Origin of the sequence: Bartonella sp. LB28NMGDW, assembly GCF_042194435.1 — a bacterium.
Taxonomy (GTDB): Bacteria; Pseudomonadota; Alphaproteobacteria; order Rhizobiales; family Rhizobiaceae; genus Bartonella; species Bartonella grahamii.
The window spans coordinates 21,261-45,234 of record NZ_JBHIMX010000001.1 but is presented as its reverse complement, the minus strand read 5'-3'; the positions used below and the strand labels follow the sequence as shown (position 1 = coordinate 45,234).

Annotated in this window: 22 protein-coding genes; 18 read left to right on the top strand and 4 right to left on the bottom strand. The window is 37.2% G+C overall.

The window, feature by feature from the left end; translation table 11 throughout:
- The first annotated feature begins 202 nt into the window (after nucleotides 1–202).
- The 3 genes from yajC (at nucleotide 203) to ACFIKG_RS00195 (ending at nucleotide 3,225) form a co-directional block, all read left to right on the top strand.
- Nucleotides 203–655 (top strand): preprotein translocase subunit YajC, encoded by a 453-nt coding sequence (gene yajC / locus ACFIKG_RS00205; RefSeq protein WP_375651541.1) that lies wholly within the window; start codon nucleotides 203–205, stop codon nucleotides 653–655.
- Nucleotides 656–1,104: 449 nt separating this feature from the next.
- Nucleotides 1,105–1,491 (top strand): Mth938-like domain-containing protein, encoded by a 387-nt coding sequence (locus tag ACFIKG_RS00200; RefSeq protein ID WP_273723333.1) that lies wholly within the window; start codon nucleotides 1,105–1,107, stop codon nucleotides 1,489–1,491.
- A gap of 873 nt (nucleotides 1,492–2,364) precedes the next feature.
- Nucleotides 2,365–3,225 (top strand): phytoene/squalene synthase family protein, encoded by an 861-nt coding sequence (locus tag ACFIKG_RS00195; protein ID WP_375625925.1) that lies wholly within the window; start codon nucleotides 2,365–2,367, stop codon nucleotides 3,223–3,225.
- Between the two features lie 917 nt (nucleotides 3,226–4,142).
- On the opposite strand, the gene ACFIKG_RS00190 is transcribed toward ACFIKG_RS00195, so the two are convergent.
- Nucleotides 4,143–6,032, bottom strand: a complete 1,890-nt coding sequence (locus ACFIKG_RS00190) for a peptidyl-prolyl cis-trans isomerase (RefSeq protein ID WP_375651540.1) — start codon at nucleotides 6,030–6,032, stop codon at nucleotides 4,143–4,145.
- A 154-nt stretch (nucleotides 6,033–6,186) separates the two neighbouring features.
- Between ACFIKG_RS00190 and tpiA the strand changes: the two genes are divergently transcribed.
- The 15 genes from tpiA (at nucleotide 6,187) to ACFIKG_RS00115 (ending at nucleotide 21,202) form a co-directional block, all read left to right on the top strand.
- The gene (gene tpiA, locus ACFIKG_RS00185) at nucleotides 6,187–6,951 is read left to right on the top strand and encodes a triose-phosphate isomerase (protein ID WP_375624990.1); all 765 of its coding nucleotides are present in this window, start codon (nucleotides 6,187–6,189) and stop codon (nucleotides 6,949–6,951) included.
- An 82-nt stretch (nucleotides 6,952–7,033) separates the two neighbouring features.
- Nucleotides 7,034–7,489 (top strand): preprotein translocase subunit SecG, encoded by a 456-nt coding sequence (gene secG / locus ACFIKG_RS00180; RefSeq protein WP_375625929.1) that lies wholly within the window; start codon nucleotides 7,034–7,036, stop codon nucleotides 7,487–7,489.
- Between the two features lie 127 nt (nucleotides 7,490–7,616).
- Nucleotides 7,617–9,245 (top strand): CTP synthase, encoded by a 1,629-nt coding sequence (locus ACFIKG_RS00175; protein ID WP_375624988.1) that lies wholly within the window; start codon nucleotides 7,617–7,619, stop codon nucleotides 9,243–9,245.
- Between the two features lie 36 nt (nucleotides 9,246–9,281).
- Nucleotides 9,282–10,118: a 3-deoxy-8-phosphooctulonate synthase gene (gene kdsA / locus ACFIKG_RS00170; protein WP_375625933.1), complete on the top strand. Its 837-nt coding sequence runs from the start codon at nucleotides 9,282–9,284 to the stop codon at nucleotides 10,116–10,118.
- A 70-nt stretch (nucleotides 10,119–10,188) separates the two neighbouring features.
- Nucleotides 10,189–11,460 carry a phosphopyruvate hydratase gene (gene eno, locus ACFIKG_RS00165; RefSeq protein ID WP_375625935.1) on the top strand — a complete coding sequence of 424 codons (1,272 nt, stop codon included), beginning with the start codon at nucleotides 10,189–10,191 and terminating at the stop codon, nucleotides 11,458–11,460.
- 111 nt (nucleotides 11,461–11,571) lie between these two features.
- Nucleotides 11,572–11,979, top strand: coding sequence for a TM2 domain-containing protein (locus ACFIKG_RS00160; protein ID WP_375625937.1), 408 nt, complete (start codon nucleotides 11,572–11,574; stop codon nucleotides 11,977–11,979).
- A gap of 384 nt (nucleotides 11,980–12,363) precedes the next feature.
- Nucleotides 12,364–12,774 carry an NINE protein gene (locus ACFIKG_RS00155; RefSeq protein ID WP_375651539.1) on the top strand — a complete coding sequence of 137 codons (411 nt, stop codon included), beginning with the start codon at nucleotides 12,364–12,366 and terminating at the stop codon, nucleotides 12,772–12,774.
- Between the two features lie 383 nt (nucleotides 12,775–13,157).
- Entirely contained in the window at nucleotides 13,158–13,610 is a 453-nt protein-coding gene (locus tag ACFIKG_RS00150; RefSeq protein WP_375651616.1) for a TM2 domain-containing protein, read from the top strand.
- A 187-nt stretch (nucleotides 13,611–13,797) separates the two neighbouring features.
- On the top strand, nucleotides 13,798–14,109 hold the full coding sequence (locus tag ACFIKG_RS00145; RefSeq protein WP_012754998.1) for a septum formation initiator family protein: 312 nt from the start codon (nucleotides 13,798–13,800) through the stop codon (nucleotides 14,107–14,109).
- Between the two features lie 135 nt (nucleotides 14,110–14,244).
- Complete coding sequence (pdhA, locus tag ACFIKG_RS00140; RefSeq protein ID WP_375651538.1) at nucleotides 14,245–15,285, top strand: pyruvate dehydrogenase (acetyl-transferring) E1 component subunit alpha; 1,041 nt, start codon at nucleotides 14,245–14,247, stop codon at nucleotides 15,283–15,285.
- 16 nt (nucleotides 15,286–15,301) lie between these two features.
- Nucleotides 15,302–16,669, top strand: coding sequence for a pyruvate dehydrogenase complex E1 component subunit beta (locus ACFIKG_RS00135; protein ID WP_375651537.1), 1,368 nt, complete (start codon nucleotides 15,302–15,304; stop codon nucleotides 16,667–16,669).
- A 14-nt stretch (nucleotides 16,670–16,683) separates the two neighbouring features.
- On the top strand, nucleotides 16,684–18,027 hold the full coding sequence (locus ACFIKG_RS00130) for a pyruvate dehydrogenase complex dihydrolipoamide acetyltransferase (protein ID WP_375651536.1): 1,344 nt from the start codon (nucleotides 16,684–16,686) through the stop codon (nucleotides 18,025–18,027).
- A 220-nt stretch (nucleotides 18,028–18,247) separates the two neighbouring features.
- On the top strand, nucleotides 18,248–19,708 hold the full coding sequence (lpdA, locus tag ACFIKG_RS00125) for a dihydrolipoyl dehydrogenase (protein ID WP_375625945.1): 1,461 nt from the start codon (nucleotides 18,248–18,250) through the stop codon (nucleotides 19,706–19,708).
- Nucleotides 19,709–19,775: 67 nt separating this feature from the next.
- A complete protein-coding gene (lipA, locus tag ACFIKG_RS00120) occupies nucleotides 19,776–20,738 on the top strand; it encodes a lipoyl synthase (RefSeq protein WP_273723360.1) in 963 nt (320 codons plus the stop codon).
- A gap of 2 nt (nucleotides 20,739–20,740) precedes the next feature.
- A complete protein-coding gene (locus ACFIKG_RS00115; RefSeq protein WP_273788342.1) occupies nucleotides 20,741–21,202 on the top strand; it encodes a type II toxin-antitoxin system RatA family toxin in 462 nt (153 codons plus the stop codon).
- Nucleotides 21,203–21,742: 540 nt separating this feature from the next.
- On the opposite strand, the gene ACFIKG_RS00110 is transcribed toward ACFIKG_RS00115, so the two are convergent.
- The 3 genes from ACFIKG_RS00110 to rirA are packed head-to-tail and all read right to left on the bottom strand — an operon-like array spanning nucleotide 21,743 to nucleotide 23,886.
- On the bottom strand, nucleotides 21,743–22,231 hold the full coding sequence (locus tag ACFIKG_RS00110; protein WP_375624974.1) for a CinA family protein: 489 nt from the start codon (nucleotides 22,229–22,231) through the stop codon (nucleotides 21,743–21,745).
- Entirely contained in the window at nucleotides 22,228–23,418 is a 1,191-nt protein-coding gene (locus tag ACFIKG_RS00105) for a bifunctional 2-C-methyl-D-erythritol 4-phosphate cytidylyltransferase/2-C-methyl-D-erythritol 2,4-cyclodiphosphate synthase (protein WP_375651615.1), read from the bottom strand. The genes ACFIKG_RS00110 and ACFIKG_RS00105 overlap by 4 nt, the downstream gene beginning before the upstream one ends.
- 24 nt (nucleotides 23,419–23,442) lie before the next feature.
- Nucleotides 23,443–23,886: an iron-responsive transcriptional regulator RirA gene (rirA, locus tag ACFIKG_RS00100; RefSeq protein WP_273788340.1), complete on the bottom strand. Its 444-nt coding sequence runs from the start codon at nucleotides 23,884–23,886 to the stop codon at nucleotides 23,443–23,445.
- Nucleotides 23,887–23,974: the final 88 nt, after the last annotated feature.

Genomic DNA, 23,974 nt, shown 5'->3' with positions numbered 1-23,974 from the left:
GGGGAAAGTGAATCTATTTTAAAGATTTTTCTCATTGTATTTTGGTATTCTATCTCTTAAGGATTTATTGTATTTTTGTAAAGCTGTGATTAGATTATGTAGTTATTGCTTTTTATGATAAATTCTTTAGGAATTTTTTCTGTATCGGAATTTCATTTTAATAGAGTGGGAAATACCTGAGGTTTAACTATAGGAGATGAAAATGTTTATTACGAACGCTTATGCTCAAGTTGCAGGCGATGTTTCCGGTGGAATTTCATTTGCTAGCGCTGTCCCTCTCATTTTAATTTTTGCAATTATGTATTTTTTTATGATTCGTCCACAGCGTGCTCAAATGAAAAAACGTCAAGAAATGCTTAATGCAGTACGTCGTGGTGATACAGTTATAACGGGTGGTGGTATCATCGGCAAAGTTACGAAGGTTCACGACGAGAGTGGTGAATTAGAGGTTGAAATTGGTGAGAGTATGAATATTCGTGTTATTCGCTCAACATTAGCTGATGTGCGCGTTAAAGGTGAGCCGATTGCAGAAAAAAAATCAAAGCTTAATGCTAGAACAAAAACACCACAAAAGTCTAAATCTAAAACGACAACGAAAGAAAATATGAGTGTCTCTAAAGAGAAAAAAGCTATATCAAAGGAAAATGCATCTTAAGGTGTAGTGGCAGTTTTAAGCATTTTTATAAAAAGCTTGGCAAGATCAGGACAATTTCATTGGAAAAATAGCTTTTATAGTGGCTACAGAAAATGGAGTTTTTGTTTCCTTGAGATTATTAAAATAGTTGCTTTATTTATAGAATATTACGCAATTTTTTTCTGTTTTTTAAACAAGATCATTGTTTCTATAAAAAGAAACTTGCGAGTAAATAAGCTGAGAAAACTTTTTAAAAGATAGATTTATTTAAGCAGGTATAGCTTTTGATTGCGGTTTATTATCAAATTTTCATATACTCGTTGTATGAGAAGATTAGGGTTTTATATAAAATTTCCACTTCAATACTAGGCTATGGTTAAGATATCAATGTTTGTATCAGCCTTCCTTTAATTTTATGGTGAGAAGTAGCAAAGACAATTGGATTATTCAAAAATAAAGGGTGCTTGTTCATGTTCGATGCAATTCAAATTCGTGAAGCGCATTTTCCAAGTCGCGCACCTATTGATGCTTATGGAAATGGTGGATTTCGTTTTGCTGATATGTCTCATAGAGGTTCTATTATTTGTGTACCATCAGGTATTTATGGCATTGATATGGCAGGACCTATTCCCACTCAAGAGGATATATCTCGTATTTTAGAAGAAGCTTCTGAAATCGAAGTTTTATTAATAGGTACTGGCATTGAATTATTGCGATTACCTGAAGAGTTACGGGTTCTTTTATGGGAAAAACGTATTTCATCAGATACAATGAGTACGGGAGCGGCGGTGCGTACATTTAATGTTTTATTGGCTGAAGATCGCGCTGTTGCGGCATTATTATTTGCGGTAGAATAGAGTATTGTTTAATAAAAAAATTCTCTCATCTAGTATGAAAGAATTGTGTGATTACTTTACTGCGCCGTAAAATACCGTCGTTTAAAGTGGTGATATAAGGGGAATAAAATATACATAACTTAACACATTAAGTGTTTTTAAATACAGCAGCAAGTATTCAGGGCAGAGCTTGTTCGTAGTTCAATGAATCACATGAGTGATCAACTCTTGGCACTTGAGGCAGTTCATAAGAGACATTTTTAATTCTTTCTTATACAGTTTTTACCTACAAGCCAGCCCTGCTTGTGACGTGCAAGGGAATAGTTTTGATTGAGTCAACATGGAATTGGTTTGAAATGAAAGCATTCTACGATATTTGGGATTCTAATTTAACATATAAAACAATAAATTATCATTATAAATAAATATGTTGATAGTAATAGAAACTCACCGAGAGCAATTGGATTTTTTACAAATTGGTATTGGTAAGAATCTTTGTCCTTTAGAATGGGGAGGAGGTCAATGATTTGATGAAGTTTTTATGATCAGTGCATTTTTATAAATAACATTGTCATCTATTCGGTGAAAAAGTGTTTTGCGTTGTTTGTTATTCTAATTTTCACTATGCATGTTACGATTAGTTTTTAACTTTTTTTACTGCAAATGAAAATTTGAAGTCTGATAAGATAAGTTTTATCAGAAAAGTTATTTATTTAATTTTTTTCTTTCTAAAACGAAAAGTGACTAGAAAAGAAATTTTAATTCATAATACAGTTAAGAGACACATTTAAAAATCTTATTTTCTGAGCTGTATTTGCTTACCCCTCATTTTTTAATATGAATAAAAAGAGGATATTAATTTCATTGCTAAAAAAGGGACGTTAATAGGTTCGAATGATAGGCTCTCTTCCTTATTGTCTTGATATTTTACGTACCATAGATCGTGATCGCTATATATCGGTTTTATTTGCGCCTAAAAAAAAGCGCCAAGCATTGGCTGCTCTTTACGTATTTAATGCTGAAGTTTCTCGTATTCGCGAAAGTGTACATGATCCACTCATAGGAGAAATACGGTTACGTTGGTGGTATGATTCTATTGCTCATGGTGAAATACAAACGAGTGGAAATAATCCGATTTTGAGTGATTTATTGAAAGCAATGACTCTTTTTAATTTACCTAAGACAGCTTTTTTACGTTATTGTAATGCACAAATTTTAGATCTTTATCACAATCCAATAGAAACGCTTCATGATCTAGAGCATTATTGTGGTGAGACAGCAAGCATAATTTTACAGCTTTCTTGTCAGATATTAGATCCTGATACTGCACAAGAGTTTACAGATATCTATGAACATGGAGGGATATCTCAAGGATTAAGTGGTGTATTGCGTCTTTTATCATTCATGCAATCACGATATCAATATTATTTACCTACTGATATATTAAAGGCTGTAGGAGTGAATAGGGAAGATTTGGAATCTCATCGTCTCAGTGATCAACAAAAGGGTCGTATTGTTGAAGCTATGGTAGCATTATCGCGCGATCATTATACCCAATTTCACGAGTATTCTTGTGCTTTACCTAGAGTTCTTAAGCCAGCTTTTCTTCCATTGGTCATTGTACCGGCTTCTCTTCAAAAAGCTATACAGCTGGGGGCTGAAATTTTTCAAGAGAATGCAACGTTGCCATTGATATATCGCTATTGGTTGATAACAAGGGCAGCAATAAGCGGCAATTTTCCAAAGATATTGTAAAAGAATATTACTATGTCGGAATGCGTAACATATAGACTGATTTTCTCATATGAAGATAAAAGGAACTATGGTGTTTCCAAACCATTTTTTGTTATAAAAAATGTTGATGTTTTGGTTGTTATGAGCGCAAAAGAATAAGAAATTTTATGATCTTGAAAATACGATGTATTTCTTTATCGGTAATATGTTTTATTCAGTGTATTGGAAGGGTGAGATGCAGAGAAAGAAAAATATGAGATAAAGCTCAATACATTGGTTTGTTTGATGAAAAACTTTTAAGTATGTTGATTGTATCTCATTTGCAAATGAAATAAAATTTCTATTTTATGAGAGAAGTTGTCTTGGCAGTCTATAAGTCTATAAAAAACTCTTATTTTTGAGAAATTATAAAATCATAATTGATGACTGTTATGATTTATGAATATATTGATTTATAATGATAATTCGTTTTTTCTCATATTGAATGAGAGTCTTGAATAGAAAAAGATTTCTTCATTTTTATAATGAATTTTAAAAATAGTTTTTTTGTATATTATAAGTTGGGTGTGTAAATGAAATCATTTAAAGAAAAAGCAATACGCTCCTTATGAATGAGTATTAAGAGTAGCAATATGATAAGCTATAAATGAATGACGATAGGGATGACATTTATAGCTTAATGGGTATAGCTTAGTGTGCGGCAACTTTTACAACCTTTGGATGGATAATATTTTTTAATGCGTTGCAAAAACGACTCTACATTCCGTTGACTATTTTCTCGCAAATCCATACATGCACTGATTTGCGAGAGAATTAATCATTATACAAATACTGATCCTAAGATATGGAAACAAGAGACCTATCTTACCTCTTCAACTATAGACGAAGAGTTGATGGAAACTTTATCGAATAAGTTCTTTAAATTATGCACAATCTTTTTATTGGAGAGCGTTAAAGATCTGATTATAATTTGTGCTATTAATTTCCAAAGGGTGTTCTTTATTGGCAACTTGTAGCATTTCTAGCTTGAGATCTTCTCTTATCATCATATCTATATTGGTGCGAACCTCAGTTGAAAGAGTATGAGGCGTGATATCTTGAGGCATGGTTACAGTCTTTATTTGATAAATGATACGGTTTGTTGAAACTGGACCTTTTATGATGCCATAATGACCTTTGGGAGCAGAAAATAATGCTTTAATCCCTTCAACGCCAAGGGGGGCAAATGAGTCTTGACGCCGGAGGGCTGGTGTTGTTTGTTTTGTAACAGCAAGGGTATGAGCAAGAGCAACAAGACTTTTTCCTTCCGTGAGCTGCTTGAGAGCATTTTGGGCTTTTTCATCAAGAAGACGTTGAATTTCCTCACTTTTCCATTGAGAAAGAACATCTAGCTTAGCCTCTTCAAGTGTCTTATCGCGGGCAGGAATAATTTTATCGACCTTATACCAGAGATAACCACCATTTTGAAAAGAGAGAGGATCAAGATCGACTCCTTCGTTTGATTGATAGATGGCATTCAGTAAAATATCTTTTTGAGGTAAATCCGTGAGTATTGCACCTTCAAGCGTTTTTCCCGTTTTATCAATGGTAATTGTGCGCAAAGATAACTTGTATTGATCAGCTAGCTCTTTGAGAGAAGCACCCTCAAAACGAGCATTTTCAATGGCTACATAATTGTTACGAATATCATCAGTAGCACGATTTTTGGCAAGTGTTTGGCGAATATTTTCTTCGACACTTTCAAAAGGAAGAGAGCTTGAGGGTTCAATATGTGTGACGCGAATGATAACAGGACCCTGTAAGTCATTTATCACAGGACTGACTTGGCCTTGTTGAAGTTCAAAAACTTCAGATGCTAGATGATTAGGAAGTTCATTTTCTGCGAAAGGCCCTTTTTTTATGTCATTAAGAGTCTTTTTTTCAGCTTTTACCAGTTCATCAAAACTCAATCCATCAGCTATTTTTTTTGCTGCATTATCGGCTTCTTCGCGTGAGGGAAATCGCAGTTCTTCGAATGTACGCTTTTCAGGCGTTACAAAACGTGAAGCATTTTGTGTATAATAGGCTTTTGCCTCATCTGTTGAGATATCTTTAGGTTTTACAAAATTATTAAGTTCCATAGATAACAAAGAGACAGTGCGGTATTCTGAAGCACGAAATTGACTTTGATGTGTTTTAAACCATTTTTGTAGTGTTTCGTCATCAGGATCAGCAATTGTTTCCTTTTCTTTTAGATCAATAACGAGATAATCAGCAATACGCATTTCTCCTTGATAAAGAGCAAGTGCTTTATAAAAGAGATTTGGTGCTTTCATATCAGAGAGTAAAGCTGAAATAAGTTGGTTACGCTTTTCTTGTTTGGAGTAATAATTAAGAAAAGCACTTTCACTAATACGTAAATGCTGAAGATAGTTATAAAATAAATTTTTATCAAAAGTGCCATTTACTTGGAACATCTTATCAGAACCAATCGTATGAGCTATTGTATCTTTTGAAAGACTTATTTTCATTTTACGTACTTGTTCATCAAGCAATACATTTTGTTGTAATTGATTAAACACAAAAGCAGGAATTTGGTATTGCTGCATTTCATTTGCTGTAAACATACGTCCAAGATGAGCCGCTTGGGCTAAACGTGCACTTTGATCGGCAAGTGCGAGACGATAATCATCGACAGTTACTGTGGATTTTCCAGAAGTAATAAGATCTCTTTCACTTTTTTTGTGTAAATGCGGTACCCCCCATAAAAGAATGAAGCATAAGAGTAAAATAGCAAGGAAAATTCTGAAAATCCAAGAATTTGTAGCACTTCTTATGACGTCAAGCATTGTTCAATCCTATTTTTAACATAAATTATTACAAAAGCAGTAATAGAATTTGCAATAAAGAGACAAAAGATGCAAGCTTTAAAGACTTGCTTTCATGTTATAATTTGGTAACTACAGATAAACAATGTATTGTAAGAGCTCTTGAGGTGAAAATATGTCTCCAAATACTCGGCCTTTTCTTGCTGGAAATTGGAAAATGAATGGAACGGGTGAAACACTTGGAGAGTTGCGTGCTATTGCTACAGGCGTTAGATCTGATCTCAGTCATCTTTTTGAGGCGCTTATTTGTGTCCCAGCAACGCTTTTATCCCGTGCTTCTGATATGCTGGATGGCAAAAATCTCCTTTTGGGAGGACAAAATTGTCATTTTGATGATCATGGTCCCTATACTGGAGATATTTCAGCTTTTATGCTTAAAGAAGCAGGAGCAAGTCATGTCATCATTGGGCATTCAGAACGTCGTACAATGTACCAAGAAAATAATGCGATTGTTTGTGCCAAAGTGCAAGCTGCGTGGCGAGCAGGTCTTGTGGCTCTTGTATGTATTGGTGAAACATTGGAGGAGCGTAATAATAATAAAGTACTGGATATTCTCACGCAGCAGCTTGAAGAATCTTTACCAGATGATGCAACAGCAGAAAATACCATTATCGCTTATGAACCTGTTTGGGCGATAGGCACCGGCAATACAGCGACTCCAGAAGATATTGCAAAAGTACATCATTTCATTCGTGATAAGGTGCGCTCTCGTTTTAGTGATGAAGGCGATAAGATACGTCTGCTTTATGGTGGGTCCGTAAAGCCATCCAATGCATTTGAGCTTTTAAGCATTCCTCATGTTAATGGTGCTTTAATAGGTGGAGCAAGCTTAAAAGCGATTGATTTTTTAACTATTTGCGATGTTTGTCGTAAACTATAGTAGAGAAATTTTAGTTTCTCCTTGGATTGTGTGTTATTTATGTGTAAATAGCTATGAAAGAGTTATTTGAAGAGCAGGGTTTATGCAAACAGTACTTATAGTTATTCATTTGTTGATTGTGATTACTCTGGTTGGTGTTATATTAATCCAACCTTCAGAAGGTGGTGGGCTAGGTGTGAGTAATAGCTCAGGGTTGATGAAAACTCGTGGATCTCGAAATCCTTTAACACGTTTGACTGCTATTTTAGCCTGTTGTTTTTTTGTTGTGTCTATTGGGCTTACCGTGGTGGGTAATATATCAAATTCTAGTTCTGATATTTTAAAGCGTATACCGGTTAATTCAGAACAGAATTCTACCAATAAAGGATCAGAATCAGTCCCATCATCAGATGGTGAGTCTTCTTCCCCTTCTATTCTTGAACAGCTAGGAGGCAATTCGAATTCTCCGCAGGAACAGAAACAGTCCGCAAATCCTGAAGCAGAAAGTCCAGTTCCACCGGTTCTTGAAAATACAGTTCCGGATAACAGTACGAAATAGTTTTTTAAGAAAATATAGACTTTTTAAAAAGGTGATTTTTTCACCTTTTTTATTTTAGAAGAAAAATTGTTTCTTTTTGCATTTTTTGCTGGAAAAATCATTATAAATTGCTTATCACCATAAGCCCATGGCACGTTATGTTTTTATTACTGGTGGTGTGGTTTCTTCCCTTGGAAAAGGCATCGCAGCGGCGGCGTTAGCAGCGTTATTACAGGCTCGTGGTTATCGTGTACGTCTTCGCAAACTTGATCCTTATTTAAATGTTGATCCAGGTACGATGTCACCTTATCAACATGGTGAAGTATTTGTGACCGATGATGGTGCAGAAACGGATCTTGATCTTGGTCATTATGAGCGTTTTACTGGGCGTTCTGCAAATAGCCAAGATAATATCACAACAGGGCGTATTTATCGCAATATCATTGAACGAGAGCGGCGTGGTGATTATTTGGGGGCAACAGTCCAAGTTATCCCTCATGTTACGGATGAAATTAAGAGATTCATTACGATGGGAAATGAAGAATTTGATTTTGTTTTGTGTGAGATAGGCGGAACGGTTGGTGATATTGAAGCAATGCCTTTTCTAGAAGCGATTCGTCAGCTTCGCAATGAGCTACCAAGACAAAGTGTCGTTTATGTCCATCTCACATTAATGCCTTATATACCTTCGGCAGGTGAATTAAAAACGAAACCAACACAACATTCTGTCAAAGAATTGCAAGCAGTTGGTATTTCTCCTGATATTTTGCTTGTACGTGCAGATCGATCTATTCCAGAAACAGAACGGTGCAAATTATCACTTTTTTGTAATGTTCGCTCCAATGCAGTCATTCAGGCATTAGATATGCCAACAATTTATGATGTTCCTATGGCATATCATAAGGAGGGTTTGGATTCTGAAGTTCTTTGTGCTTTTGGAATCGATTCGGCACCTTCCCCTCAGATGGATCGTTGGGAAGATATTACGCATCGTATTCACCATCCTGAAGGAGAAGTTACGATTGCTGTTGTAGGAAAATATACGGGTTTAAAGGATGCTTATAAATCTCTTATTGAAGCGATTGCACATGGTGGTTTAGCGAATAAAGTAAAAGTTAATATTGAGTGGATTGATTCGGAACTTTTTGAAAAAGAAGATTCTGTTTCAGCTTTACAAAAAGCCCATGGAATTTTGGTTCCAGGTGCTTTTGGGGCACGAGGGGCAGAAGGAAAGATTCGAGCAATTCAATTTGCACGAGAGCGTAAAGTCCCATTTTTAGGGATTTGTTTTGGGATGCAATTAGCTTGTATAGAAGCTGCGCGCAATATTGCACAGATTAAGAATGCTTCGTCAAGTGAGTTTTGCGAAACAGAAAATCCAATTGTAGGTTTAATGACAGAATGGCTTAAAGGAGACGTTCTTGAAAAACGTACAAGAAATGGTGATCTCGGCGGATCAATGCGTCTTGGTGCTTTTGCTGCTGAATTAAAAGAAGAGAGTCATATTGCTCAAATTTATGGGATAACCAAGATTGTCGAGCGACATCGTCATCGTTATGAGGTCAATATTGATTATAAGGATAAGTTAGAACAGTGTGGTTTGATTTTTTCTGGGATGTCTCCTGATGGTATTTTACCAGAAACGATAGAATATGCAGATCATCCATGGTTTATTGGTGTTCAATATCATCCAGAATTAAAATCTCGTCCTTTTGATCCTCACCCGCTTTTTTCTTCTTTTATTGAAGCCGCTGTAGAACAAAGTCGATTAGTTTAATGCATAAATTGGGTTACTTTGCTTTTGAGGGATAAAATGACTAAACCAAATGCCCGTGTGAAAGTTGGAAATATTATTTTTTCAAATGAAATGCCTCTTTCATTAATTGCAGGGCCGTGTCAGATGGAAAGTCGCGATCATGCTTTTGAAATGGCTGGTCGTATTAAAACAATTACCGATCAGCTTGGTATCGGGTTTGTTTATAAATCGAGTTACGATAAAGCTAACCGAACTTCTTTGGGTGCGGCACGTGGTATTGGTCTTGAAAAGGCAATGGCTGTTTTTTCTGATTTAAAAAAAGAGTTTAATTGCCCTGTACTAACTGATGTGCATACAGAAGAGCAATGTACAATTGTTTCTTCTACGGTTGATATTTTACAAATACCGGCTTTTTTATGTCGTCAAACAGATCTTTTGGTAGCAGCCGCCAAAACAGACTGTGTTATTAACATTAAAAAAGGTCAGTTTTTAGCGCCGTGGGACATGGAGAATGTTTTAAAAAAGGTTGTTTACAGTGGTAATCCGAATGTTATGCTTTGTGAGCGAGGCACGTCATTTGGTTACAACCGACTTATTTCTGATATGCGTTCATTGCCTATTTTACGTTCATTTGGTGCTCCTGTTATTTTTGATGCAACGCATTCTGTTCAAGAACCTGGGGGGCAGGGTGCTTCATCTGGTGGACAGCGTCAATTTGTTGAAATTTTAGCGCGTGCAGCTGTTTCTGTTGGGGTAGCTGGTATTTTTTTAGAAACACATCAAGATCCAGATAATGCACCTTCTGATGGACCCAATATGGTTAAACTTGATAATTTACAAAGATTGCTTGAGACTTTAATGGAGTTTGATTATCTGTCAAAGAAGTTGAATTGAGAAGAGAAAAACACTTCATTAATAGGACATTAGAAATGAATCAAGACTTTTATTGGATAAGGAAACACATATGACTATAATTGTCGATATCATTGGACGTGAAGTTCTTGATAGCCGTGGTAATCCAACGGTAGAAGTTGATGTTCGTTTGGAGAATGGAGCTTTTGGTCGCGCTCTGGTTCCATCGGGAGCTTCAACAGGAGCACACGAGGCTATAGAGCTTCGTGATGGTGGTTTGCGCTATCAAGGGAAAGGTGTTGAAAAAGCGGTTGCTGCAGTTAATGGCGAAATTCTTGAAGAACTTGGTGGGCGGGATGCAACAAATCAAATTGCTATTGATCAAGCAATGATTGCTTTGGATGGAACGCCAAACAAAGCCCGTCTTGGTGCCAATGCACTTCTTGGTGTTTCATTAGCTGTTGCAAAAGCAGCTGCGGATTCATTAAATTTACCTTTGTATCGTTATATTGGTGGTACACAAGCGCATATTCTTCCAACCCCCATGATGAATATTATTAATGGTGGCGTTCATGCTGATAATTTGATTGATTTTCAAGAGTTTATGATTATTCCTATAGGAGCTCCTACTGTAAGAGAAGCTATCCGTTATGGCGCTGAGATTTTCCATGCATTGAAAACGCGTTTAAAAGATGCGGGTTATAATACCAATGTTGGTGATGAAGGTGGTTTTGCACCTCAATTTAAAAGTGCTGATCAAGCTATTGATTTTATTATGGAATCTATCATGATATGTGGCTATAAACCAGGTGAACAAATTGCCATTGGTTTAGACTGTGCTTCAACCGAATTTTATAAAAATGGTTCGTATTTTTATAAAGGTGAGGGCAAATGCCGTGACATCCAAGAGCAGGTAGATTATTTAGCGCAGCTTGTGAAAAATTATCCTATTATTACAATTGAAGATGGAATGGCAGAGGATGATTGGGAAGGTTGGAAGTTACTCACTGACACAATTGGAGAAAAATGTCAGCTTGTTGGCGATGATTTGTTTGTAACGAATTCAGCACGTTTGCGTGATGGTATTAAAATGGGGGTAGGCAATTCTATTCTCATAAAAGTTAATCAAATTGGTACATTGAGTGAAACACTTGATGCTGTAGAAGTAGCACATAAAGCAGGTTATCGTGCCATTATATCTCATCGTTCAGGCGAAACAGAGGATTCTTTCATTGCAGATCTTGCGGTTGCAACGAATTGTGGACAAATTAAAACAGGTTCTCTTGCGCGTTCGGATAGATTAGCAAAATACAATCAACTTATTCGTATTGAAGAAATGCTAGGAGCCCAAGCGCGTTATGCTGGTGATTTATATCGTGTATAGTTGCGAGCAAAGAGTGTGAGAGTATGATATTATTTAGACTATGAAATTGAGATTTTTTATCAAAGGCATATACGCAATAATTTTTAAGTGTTTAAATTTATAGGGATTAATATGAGAGGTATAATTATTAGTCAAGACCAAGGAAATTATCTCGTTTCGGGTGATGATGGTAAACGTTATCAGTTTGCGACTTGGGATTGGTTGGGAAAGAATCCACCAAGGATTGGTAATGCTGTTGATTTTGTCTGTGAAGGAGGTGTTGTCAGTTCTGTTTTCCCATTGTTGAGACCAGGTACAGAGAACACAAAGATAATGTTCGCACTGCTTTGTTGGGTTGCAGGTATCTTTGGTGTTCATCGCTTTATGGTTGGTAAAGTTCGGACTGGTGCTTTAATGCTGGTTCTATCTTTATCATTGTTTGGATTGATAATTACCGGTATTTGGGCAATTGTTGATTTTATAGTCATTGTTGCTGGAAGATTTACGGATAAAGATGGGAATCAGATTACAGATTTGTAAAAATTTTATAATAAAAAGAAAATAATTAAGTTTACTTTTTATTTCGACCAATATATTGAGTTGCATAATGCAAGATTATTGTACTCTATTTCTTTAATGTGAGATATTAAGAGGAATATGCACAGTTGAATAAAAGTATTGAAAAAGACTGTGCTATTTTATGTAGGTAAAACAACGACGTAAATCCACTAAGGTGTGTTTTGTATTGCTGCTTATAGCAGCAGAAACATTAGATCATTGGGGGGATCAGAGCTATTTTAATTTCACGTTTATCACGGCTGCTACAAATTTTATTTACGCCGTGAGGTTAATCGATATATCATCAAATTAGAAATAATCTCTTTATGAATAACACATGAGGAGAAGCTTTATAGGTGGGCAAGGATGAAAGGTAGGATTATTGGTCAGGATCAAGGAGATTACTTCGTTTCAGGGGCTGATGGTAAGCGTTATCAATTTACGAGTTGGGATTGGTTAGGAAAAAAACCACCAAAGGTAGGGGATACCGTTGATTTTGTATATGAAGATAATGTTGTTAAATCTGTTCTCCCTCTTTTGAGTAAATCGCAGTCAGAAAAATCAAGATTGGCGATAGCACTTGTTTGTTGGTTTTTTGGATGGTTGGGAATTCATCGCTTTATGGCTGGTAAAGTCGGAACGGGCATTGCAATGCTTCTTATAACGATAACAGGTATAGGGCTGTTCGTTACTATACCGTGGTCGTTTATCGATTTTATAGTTATTTTATCCGGATATTTTAGGGATGAAAATGGGGATAAAATTATAAATTGGTAGAAATTTTAGAATAATATAAAATGTAAAGAGTGAGGCACTTTCTTTACTTTTAATGTTGTCAATATATTAATTTAATAATGTAAATTATTTTAATATATGTCTTTAAATGTGAAATATTAAAGAAAATTATGAATATTTAAATAAAACTATTGAAAAAGACTGTACTATTTCATATGAAAAAAGCAAAGGTGCAAATCGAACAGCGTGCTTTGTATTACCACTTGTAATTGCGGGAATTTTAAGTTGTTGGGGAATTTTTAGCTTTTTAAATTGTCATATATCACGGTGAATACAGACTGTATTCATGCAGTGATGTTTATTCAACATATTATCATATTAGAAGAAAAGCTTCTTTATGAATAACAATTTTATAGGTGGTGAAGATGAAAGGTAAGATTATTGGTCATGATCAAGGAGATTATTTCATTTCAGGGGCTGATGGTAAGCGCTATCAGTTTGCGAATTGGGATTGGTCAGGAAAAACGCCGCCGAAAGTTGGTGACGTCGTTGATTTTGTGTGTGAAGGGGATACCATTAAATCTATTTTCCCTATCTTGACTGAAGGTCAGTCACAGCAATCAAAAGTGACGTTAGCGGTCGTTTGTTTTTTTCTAGGTGGACTAGGACTTCATCGTTTTATGGTTGGTAAAGTTGGAACGGGCATTGCAATGCTTCTTATAAATATAATAAGTGTAATACTTATAATAAGTGTAATACTTATGCCGGTAGGGCTTATAGGAATTTTTTTGATAATTACACCTTGGGTATTGATTGATTTTATAGTCATTTTAACAGGAAATTTTAAAGACAAAGATGGGTGTAAAATCACAAGTTAGTGGGATATCCAATATTTGTAATACAAAAAGTGGGGCATTCAGCTTACTTTGATTGTATTTAAGGGGGGGATAAATTGGCGATAACAAATTGTTTGAGTGTATAGATTTGGTAATGAGGTATTAATCAAAATCGTGCATAGTTGGGCAAAATATTAAAAAATTTGTGCTGTAAAGACTGTGCTATTTTATGTGGACAAAGCAGAAACGTCGATCAATCAAAGTGCGCTTTGTACTACCTCTTATGACGGTGGGAGTCTTAAGCTATTTCAGTTATCACATTTATCATGGTGAGTATGGATTGTATTCACGCAGTGAAGTTAATCAGCATATTAGCGAATTAGAAAAGGAGCTTCATAAAATAGAAGCTGAGCGGATATTCATGGAAAAGCGTATTTCTCTTTTACGCAATGGACATATAGAAAAAGATATGCTGGATGAGTATGTCCGAAAGAATTTGAACTTTTCTAAGCCAAATGAACTGACAATCTTAATACCTTGAAATGATACCAAAGGTAAATGAAAAATCGCTTACTTTAAACAACAATCAGCAATGATATTGTTTAAGCCGATTGATAAGGCTTGTAACTTTTGTTCGTAAAGGTTATTCCTAAATAATCATAAAAGGGAGTTTAATATGGCAGAACGACTTAAAAAAAATTCTGCGTCGGTGGCGCGCACTGCATTATCAAGCACCACAAAGAAAGCACCAATAGCAGACTTTACAAAAGAAGAAGAAATTGATGCTTATCGTGAAATGCTTTTAATTCGCCGTTTTGAAGAAAAAGCAGGACAACTTTATGGTATGGGGCTTATTGGGGGATTTTGTCACCTTTATATTGGTCAGGAAGCCGTTGTTATAGGAACATTGAAAGCGGCAAAAGAAGGTGATCAGGTTATTACGTCTTACCGTGATCATGGTCATATGTTAGCCGTTGGGATGAGCCCACGTGGTGTCATGGCAGAATTAACGGGACGTCAAGGTGGCTTTTCCAAAGGGAAAGGTGGCTCGATGCATATGTTCTCTAAAGAAAAGAACTTTTATGGAGGACATGGTATTGTTGGTGCGCAGGTTCCAATTGGTTCAGGTTTGGCATTTTCGAATCAGTACCTTGGTAAAGATAATGTGACATTGGTTTATTTTGGTGATGGTGCCGCAAATCAGGGGCAGGTTTACGAAAGTTTTAATATGGCTTCACTTTGGAAGCTTCCTGTTGTTTATATTATTGAAAATAATCAGTATGCTATGGGAACGTCAGTTTCACGTGCATCTGCAGAAACTGATTTTTCCCGACGTGGTCTTTCTTTTGAAATTCCAGGTATTGTTGTTGACGGTATGGATGTTCGATCAGTAAAAGGAGCTGCTGATGAAGCGATTTCTTGGGCACGCTCAGGTAAAGGACCGATCATTCTTGATATGCAGACCTATCGCTATCGTGGTCATTCCATGTCTGATCCAGCAAAATATCGTTCAAAGGAAGAAGTCCAAAAAATAAAAGAGGAGCACGATCCGATTGATCAAGTAAAAAGTCGGATTCTTAAAAAAAATTGGGCGAACGAAGATGATTTAAAATCTATTGAGAAAGAGGTCCGTGCAATTGTTGCTGATGCGGTAGATTTTGCACAAAGTGATCAAGAGCCAGATGCTTCTGAGCTCTATACTGATATTTTAGTTTGATGCGAGGGAAGCAAGTATGTCTATTGATATTTTGATGCCGGCGCTTTCACCAACTATGGAAGAAGGTAAACTGTCTAAATGGCTCAAGAGAGAAGGTGATAAGGTTAGCTCTGGCGATGTTATTGCTGAAATTGAGACGGATAAGGCTACAATGGAAGTAGAGGCCGTTGATGAAGGTACTCTTGGTAAAATTTTTGTGCCTGAAGGTTCTGAAGGCGTAAAGGTTAATACTGTTATTGCGATTTTGTTAGAAGAAGGTGAGCGTGCTGAGGATATTTCGCAACCTACTGATACAGCAAAAAAAACTAAGGAATCTCCTCTTTCTCTGGCATCGTCAGTTCCGCAGTCTGCTTCTACTTTTGATACATCTCCTAATTTTGATATTCCAGCGGGAACACAAATGGTTACAATGACAGTTCGTGAAGCGCTTAATCAGGCTTTGGCTGAAGAAATGCGGCGTGATGAAAAAGTTTTTCTCATGGGGGAAGAGGTCGCGCAATATCAAGGTGCCTATAAGGTTAGTCAAGGTTTGTTGGAAGAATTCGGAGAACGCCGAGTTATTGATACCCCAATTACAGAGCACGGCTTTGCTGGGCTGGCTGTCGGGGCTGCTTTTGGAGGGTTACGTCCTATTGTCGAGTTTATGACATTTAATTTTGCGATGCAGGCGATGGACCAAATTATTAACTCAGCAGCCAAAACACGTTATATGTCTGGTGGACAAATGACCGCTCCTATGGTTTTTAGGGGTCCCAATGGCGCGGCTGCCCGTGTTGGTGCTCAACATTCTCAATGCTATGCTGCATGGTATAGTCATGTACCAGGTCTGAAAGTTGTCATGCCTTATAGTGCTGCAGATGCAAAAGGTTTGCTGAAAGCTGCTATTCGTGATGATAATCCTATTATTTTTCTTGAAAATGAGATTTTGTATGGGCATCAATTTGATGTCCCTCAATTGGATGATTTTGTTTTGCCTATTGGTAAGGCGCGTATTCATAAGTCTGGACAAGATGTGACGATTGTCGCGTGTGGAATTGGAATGCATTATGCCGTTCAAGCGTTGCCGGAAATTGAACAATTTGGTATCGATGTTGAATTGATTGATTTACGAACCATTCGCCCGATGGATCTTCCAACAATTCTTTCTTCAGTTAAAAAAACAGGTCGTTTGGTAACGATTGAAGAGGGATTTCCTCAGTCATCCGTGGGAACTGAAATAGCAACGCGTGTTATGCAGCAGGCTTTTGATTATCTTGATGCGCCAATTGCTACGATTTCTGGTAAAGATGTTCCGATGCCTTATGCTGCTAATCTTGAGAAGTTGGCTTTGCCTAATACTGCTGAGATTATTGAGGCCGTTAAGGCTGTGACATACAGAGCATAACGGAGGAAAGCATAATGCCCATTAAAATTACAATGCCAGCGCTTTCCCCTACGATGGAAGAGGGAAATTTAACAAAATGGAATATTAAGGAGGGAGATAAGGTTTCCTCTGGTGATGTTATTGCTGAGATTGAGACGGATAAAGCGACAATGGAAGTCGAAGCCGTTGATGAAGGTAGGGTTGCCAAAATTGTTGTTCCTGCTGGAACACAAGGCGTTAAAGTAAATGCTTTAATTGTTGTTTTAGCAGAAGAAGGTGAAGATTTAGCTGAAGCGGCAAAAGTTTCAGAAGAAATCTCTTCTTCTACAAAACAAGAACCAGAGCGCGTAAAACAGACAGATTCTCTGAAACAGACGGACTCAAAGGGTACAAAAATGTCTCATGAATCATCAGCTCAGCAATTAATACAGCAAGATAAAAAGGTAGCGCGTCTTTTTGCCTCTCCCTTAGCGCGGCGATTAGCATCTCAGGAAGGCCTTGATTTATCCCTTATTTCTGGAAGTGGTCCGCATGGGCGTATTATCAAGCGCGATGTAGAAAAAGCTGTGAGTAGTGATATTTCTAAAGTGTCTTATTCATCACAAATAGGGGAGCTAGTAGCTACAGGTGCTTCTGACAAACAGATACTGAAACTCTTTAAAGAGGATGAATATACCTTCGCACCCCATAATAATATGCGTAAAACAATCGCAACACGTTTGATGGAATCAAAACAGAGAGTTCCACATTTCTATGTAACGGTAGATTGTGAACTTGATGCGCTGTTAGCACTGCGTACACAACTGAATGCTGCTGCACCAATGATTAAGGGGCAGGAAGAAACTCAGCCTACTTATAAGCTTTCTGTTAATGATATGGTGATCAAAGCTGTCGCACTTTCTTTGAAAGCTGTTCCTGATGCGAATGTCTCTTGGCTTGAAGGCGGAATGCTTCATCATAAACATTGTGATGTTGGGGTTGCTGTTTCTATTCCCAATGGATTAATTACGCCGATTATTCGCCATGCAGAGGAAAAGCCGTTATCACTTATTTCCAAAGAGATGAAGGATTTTGCAAAGCGTGCGCGTGAGGGCAAGTTAAAAATGGAAGAATATCAGGGTGGAACAACAGCTGTATCAAATATGGGGATGTATGGTATAAAAAGTTTTTCGGCTATCCTTAATCCACCGCATGCGACGATTTTTGCGATTGGTGCAGGGGAAGAACGCGCCGTTGTTAAAAATGGTGCATTAGTTGTTGCGACAGTTATGTCAGTTACAATTTCTGCGGATCATCGTGCTGTCGATGGTGCTTTAGCCGCAGAGCTCGCGCGGGCTTTTAAGAAGATGATTGAAAATCCATTAGCAATGTTGGTTTGAACTGTTTAACAGTTCTTCACGTAAATTGTGAGAGAGTGTGTTAAGAGAATAAAAACAAATTTAAGAGTTTGAAGAGCAATGTTATTGCTATTTCTAGTTTGGGTAAAGCATTTACGTGAAGCTTAAAGAAAAAGACATAAGATAATTCTGTGATGTTGTTTTGCAGTTTTAAGTTCAAAAAATGCATATCCGTTTTATATATATCCATGGAGGAATTACTGTGGCAAATCTTTATGATGTAATTGTGATTGGATCAGGTCCAGGCGGATATGTAACCGCAATTCGTGCAGCACAATGTGGTTTTAAGACTGCGATTGTTGAACGTGAACATTTGGGAGGGATCTGTTTAAATTGGGGGTGTATTCCAACAAAGGCCCTTCTACGTTCAGCGGAAATGAAACATTTTGCTGAACATGCAAAAAATTATGGACTAAAAATTAATGGTTCAATTGAGGCAAACATCAAAGATGTTGTGGCACGTTCACGCGGTGTTTCAGCACGTTTAAATGCTGGTGTTGATTTTTTAATGAAAAAAAACAAAATTGATATTATCTGGGGTGAAGCAAAGCTTACTAAAGAAGCGAAGAGAAGCCATCCTGCGGAAATTATGGTTTCTTCATCCTCCAAACCGATTATGCAACCGCAAAATCCAGTCCCTAAAGGGACGTTAGGGGAGGGAACATATCAAGCAAAGCATATCATTATTGCAACGGGTGCACGTCCTCGTGTCCTTCCTGGTATTGAGCCAGATGGAAAACTCATTTGGACTTATTTTGAAGCTATGATACCGCCAGCAATGCCAAAATCGCTTTTGGTTATAGGGTCTGGGGCTATTGGCATTGAATTTGCCTCTTTTTATTGTGATATGGGGGCGACAGTAACTGTTGTTGAAATGATGCCCCACATCATGCCTGCTGAAGATATTGAAATTTCAACGTTTGCTTGTAAACAGTTAGAGAAAAAAGGTTTACGCATTCTTCGTCAAGCAAAAGTAACAAAGGTTGAAAAATCTTCTGATTCTGTGACTGTACATATTGATGTTCAAGGTAAAATAGAGTCAATGACTGTTGACCGGTTGATTTCGGCTGTTGGGGTGCAAGGTAATATTGAGAATCTTGGTTTAGAAGCTTTGGGAATAAAAACCGATCGCGGGTGCATTGTAACCGATGAATGGAGTTGGACGGGGGTGGAAGGCATTTATGCTATTGGTGATGTAGCAGGTCCTCCTATGTTGGCACATAAAGCAGAAGAAGAAGGTGTGATATGTATTGAGCATCTTGCAGGTTTAAAGAATGCTCATCCGCTTGATAAAAGAAAAATTCCAGGGTGTACATATTGTACACCACAGGTTGCCTCTGTAGGGCTTTCAGAAGCTACAGCAAAAGAAGCAGGTTATGATATACGTATTGGTCGTTATTCTTTTGCTGCGAATGGCAAGGCGATTGCTTTGGGTGAAGATCAGGGGTTAGTAAAAACAATTTTTGATAAAAAAACAGGACAGCTTCTTGGGGCCCATATGGTAGGGGCTGAGGTAACAGAATTGATACAGGGTTTTGTTATTGCTATGAATCTTGAAACAACAGAAGAAGAATTAATGCATACTGTCTTTCCACATCCGACTTTATCGGAAATGATGAAAGAAAGTGTATTGGATGCTTATGGTCAAGTTTTAAACGCTTGATGACTGGATTGTATGAAAGATTTTATATTTTTGATTGTTACTTCGTATTTATAAGGCAAAGGCTTAAATGGTTACGGTTGTTGATAGAGTTACAAATAGACGTTTGCGTCATCCTGAAAAGGCACATCGTCCTGATACAAGCGTTCAAAAAAAGCCAGATTGGATTCGTGTAAAAGCGCCAACATCGCCAATTTATAAGGAAACACATGGTATTGTACGTACGCATAAGTTAGTGACTGTATGTGAAGAAGCTGGTTGCCCTAATATTGGCGAATGTTGGAGCCAGCGGCATGCTAGCTTTATGATTTTAGGTGAAATATGTACGCGTGCTTGTGCTTTTTGTAACGTTGCAACAGGTATTCCACTTGCCGTTGATGATAATGAGCCAGAACGTGTAGCCGATGCTGTTGCACGGATGGAATTAAAACATGTTGTCATTACATCTGTTGATCGTGATGATCTTGCTGATGGTGGTGCTGAGCATTTTGCAAAAGTTATTTATGCGATTCGTCAAAAAACTCCTAAAACAACAATTGAAGTTCTGACACCTGATTTTCGTCATAAGGATGGCGCTTTAGAAGTTGTTGTTGCTGCTAAGCCTGATGTTTTTAATCATAACTTAGAAACAGTTCCTTCTAAATATTTGAAGGTTCGTCCAGGGGCACGTTATTTTCATTCAATTCGTTTATTACAACGCGTTAAAGAACTTGATCCAACAATTTTTACAAAATCGGGAATTATGGTTGGTCTTGGGGAGGAGCGAAATGAAATTTTGCAATTGATGGATGATTTGCGCTCTGCTGATGTTGACTTTATGACGATTGGACAATATTTGCAGCCTACACGAAAACATCATCCAGTTGTTCGTTTTGTGCCTCCTGAAGAATTTGAGTCTTTTGCCAAGATTGGTAAAGTAAAAGGATTTTTACATATGGCCTCCAATCCTCTGACACGTTCATCTCATCATGCTGGAGATGATTTTGCTATTTTGCAAAAAGCGCGTGATGAAAAATTTTCCTTACAGAGATAATTATGCCGATTTTTACAATACATCGGCAGATCACCCATAGTGCCAGTGAAATGTTTGAGCTGGTTTCAGATATTGAGCGTTATCCTGAATTTTTACCAATGTGTGAGTCTTTAATAGTACGTTCTCGAAAAGAGTATGGGAAAAAAATGTTGCTTCTTGCGGATATGACCGTTGGCTATAAGATTATCCGTGAAACTTTTACGACTCAAGTATTTCTTCAGCCGGAAAAAAATCTTATAGAAGTTAAATATATTGATGGTCCATTCAAATATCTTGAAAATCGTTGGTCCTTTCATGATATTGAAAATACCAATGCATGTAATGTAGAGTTTTTTATTGATTATGAATTTAAAAGTAAAACGCTTGGATTAGTGATGGGCTCAATGTTTGATATTGCGTTTCGTAAATTCACCGACGCTTTTGAGAAGCGTGCGCATCAGATTTATGGCTCTACGATAACATAGTCTATTCTGTTATTTTTTAACAATACGTATTGCTTATAACGGCGTGAAGGTGAAAACTGGTTTCCATCTTTACTATTTGTTTTAATTCATCTTTTTCAGCTTTGAAAAGCATATTAAAGGAATATCATTTTAAATGATGAAGATGATGCACAGCTTCACGCTTTTGTTTCTCTTTTTTAATAGAGGCATATCCAAACAAAACGCCCAAATAGGACATGCTTGCGTCATACCCATTTCATAATAAATAGTATAGATACTCGTAAAAGTATATAAATCAACATCTTTACACTTATGAAGAAGTCAGCCTGCACCATTTATTTGCCATCTCTCGAGATGTTGCGCGAGCTCTTAGCATTTGAGAGAGGTACAAGTATCCTTTTCTTTAATCATTTTATTTATACAGTTTTTTTCTTGTGGCGTGCAAGTGAATAAATTTGATTAATTCAACTGAAAGTTGTGGTGCAATAAATCATTTTTTCAAGATGTTGACGATTATAGACTCAATGTGGAATAGAGAGCTTTGAAATTAGTATGGGGAATTCAGTGAAGCAATTCCAGAATCATTTTAAAAACATTTTCAACAGTTGCATGGCGGATAGCATTGCGGTTAAGATGACCAAAGTGCATTTCTTTGTGCAGAGTTTTATGATTTTTGTAAGCAACTGCGCAATGCACAAGTCCTACAGGTTTATCAAGACTTTCTCCTCCTGGACCAGCAATTCCTGTTACAGAGACTGCAATGTCAGCTTGTGAATGTTTTAATCCACCCTCAGCCATTGCAAGAGCAACTTCTTTTGAAACGGCGCCATAGGTTTTTATAAGTTCAGCACAAACGCCAACAAGGCGTGTTTTAGATTCATTTGAATAAACAACAAATCCACAATCGAGAACATCTGACGAGCCTGCAATATTTGTGAGGCTTGCAGCAATGAGTCCTCCTGTACAAGACTCTACAGTTGTTAACAGCAAACCTTTTTGGCGAAAGATATTAAGGACTTCATGTGCTTGTTTTTCACAAAGATATGTCATTGGGGAAGTTCTCCTGAATAAAGAACGCTCGCTGTTGCAAGAGCAGCAATTCCTTCACCACGACCAATAAATCCAAGCCTTTCATTTGTTGTTGCTTTGATAGAGATTCGATCAGGTGTCATTGAAAGTATTGTCATAAGATTTTCTGTCATGGCATGACGATAGGGACCAATTTTAGGATTTTCAGCGATAATTGTGATATCAACATTGGCGATACGACCACCTGCTTGTTTTAGAATATCAAGAGCATGACGGAGAAAAATTTCTGATGATGCATTTTTCCATTGGGGATCAGAGGGAGGGAAATGTGTGCCAATATCTCCAGCACCTCGCGTAGCGAGCAGGGCATCTGTTAGCGCGTGAAGAGCAACATCTGCATCGGAGTGTCCATTTAATTTTTTATGAAAAGGGATTTTTATACCACATAAAATAAGAAAGTCACCTTCCTCGAAAGAGTGAACATCATAACCATTGCCGGTGCGGATATCAGGAAACATTTGCATTTTCTTTTGGAGATATAAATGTGCGGTATTAAAATCTTCATGCCATGTAATTTTTATGTTGTTAGGATCCCCAGGAACGATACGCATAGGAATTCCAAACCATTCGGCAATCGCAGAATCGTCAGTGAATTCTTTTTTGCAAGCTTGTTTTGCTTGCTTATGGGCCGCTAAGATATGTTCAAAGGGAAAACACTGTGGAGTTTGTGCACTATAAAGATGGGTACGGGGAATTGTTTCTAAAACATGCTGATTATTTACACGTTTAAGGGTATCAGAGATGGGAAGAACAGGAAGAACACCTTCTTGAGGGGTGATTGTATTGTGAATGTTATCAAGAAGCTTGTTTTCGATAAAGGGGCGTGCACCATCATGAATATGCACATATTGGAGATTGAATTTTTTGAGTGCCTGAAGTCCATTTAAGGTAGAGATTTGACGTGTATTGCCTCCTTCAACGATAATAAGGCGCTCTTTAAAATCACCAATAGCTTGTTCACAGATTTGACGATCTTCTGGATGAATAACAAGGATAATTGTTGTGATAGATGGATGCTGCAAAAAACAATGCACGGTATGATAAATAATCGGCTTTTGTCCTAGAAGCCGATATTGTTTTGGAATTTCATGGGGAGATCCTGCTCTTTCACCACGTCCAGCGGCTAATATTATTGCTGCAATAGAAATACCTAATCTCCTTGTATTATAATCTTAGTTTGCCTTTTTGTCATTAATTTTAAAATGATTTTGAAAGGATGGTTGTTGTAGATCAGCAAGGGATATCACGGATAACACCTCAAAAAAAGCATTTAATGCTTTTTGAAGTGCGGTATTTAAACCACAAAAATCGATCAAGGGGCAAGTTGGTTCTGCAGTATCGAAACATTCTGCTAGGGAAAAGTTATCTTCTGTTACTTTCACAACATCAGCGACTGAAATCTCTGCTGCGGGTTTCGCCAATCTAACTCCACCATTGCGTCCACGCACTGTTTGTATAAAACCTGCTTGAACAAGCAGCTGAAGGATTTTAAATAAAAAAAGTTCTGAAACGGCATATGCTTTAGCAATTTCTGGAACACGACTGAGAGTTCCCTGATTATCTGCACAATACATGAGCATTCGAAGAGCATAATTTGTTTGTTTTGTTAATCGCATCTCATTTCCTTCGTAAAGTATCGTCGAACACAGTTTATTTTAAAGATATTTTGCAAAATGTAGAAGTTCTTTCTCGTTGACTATATTT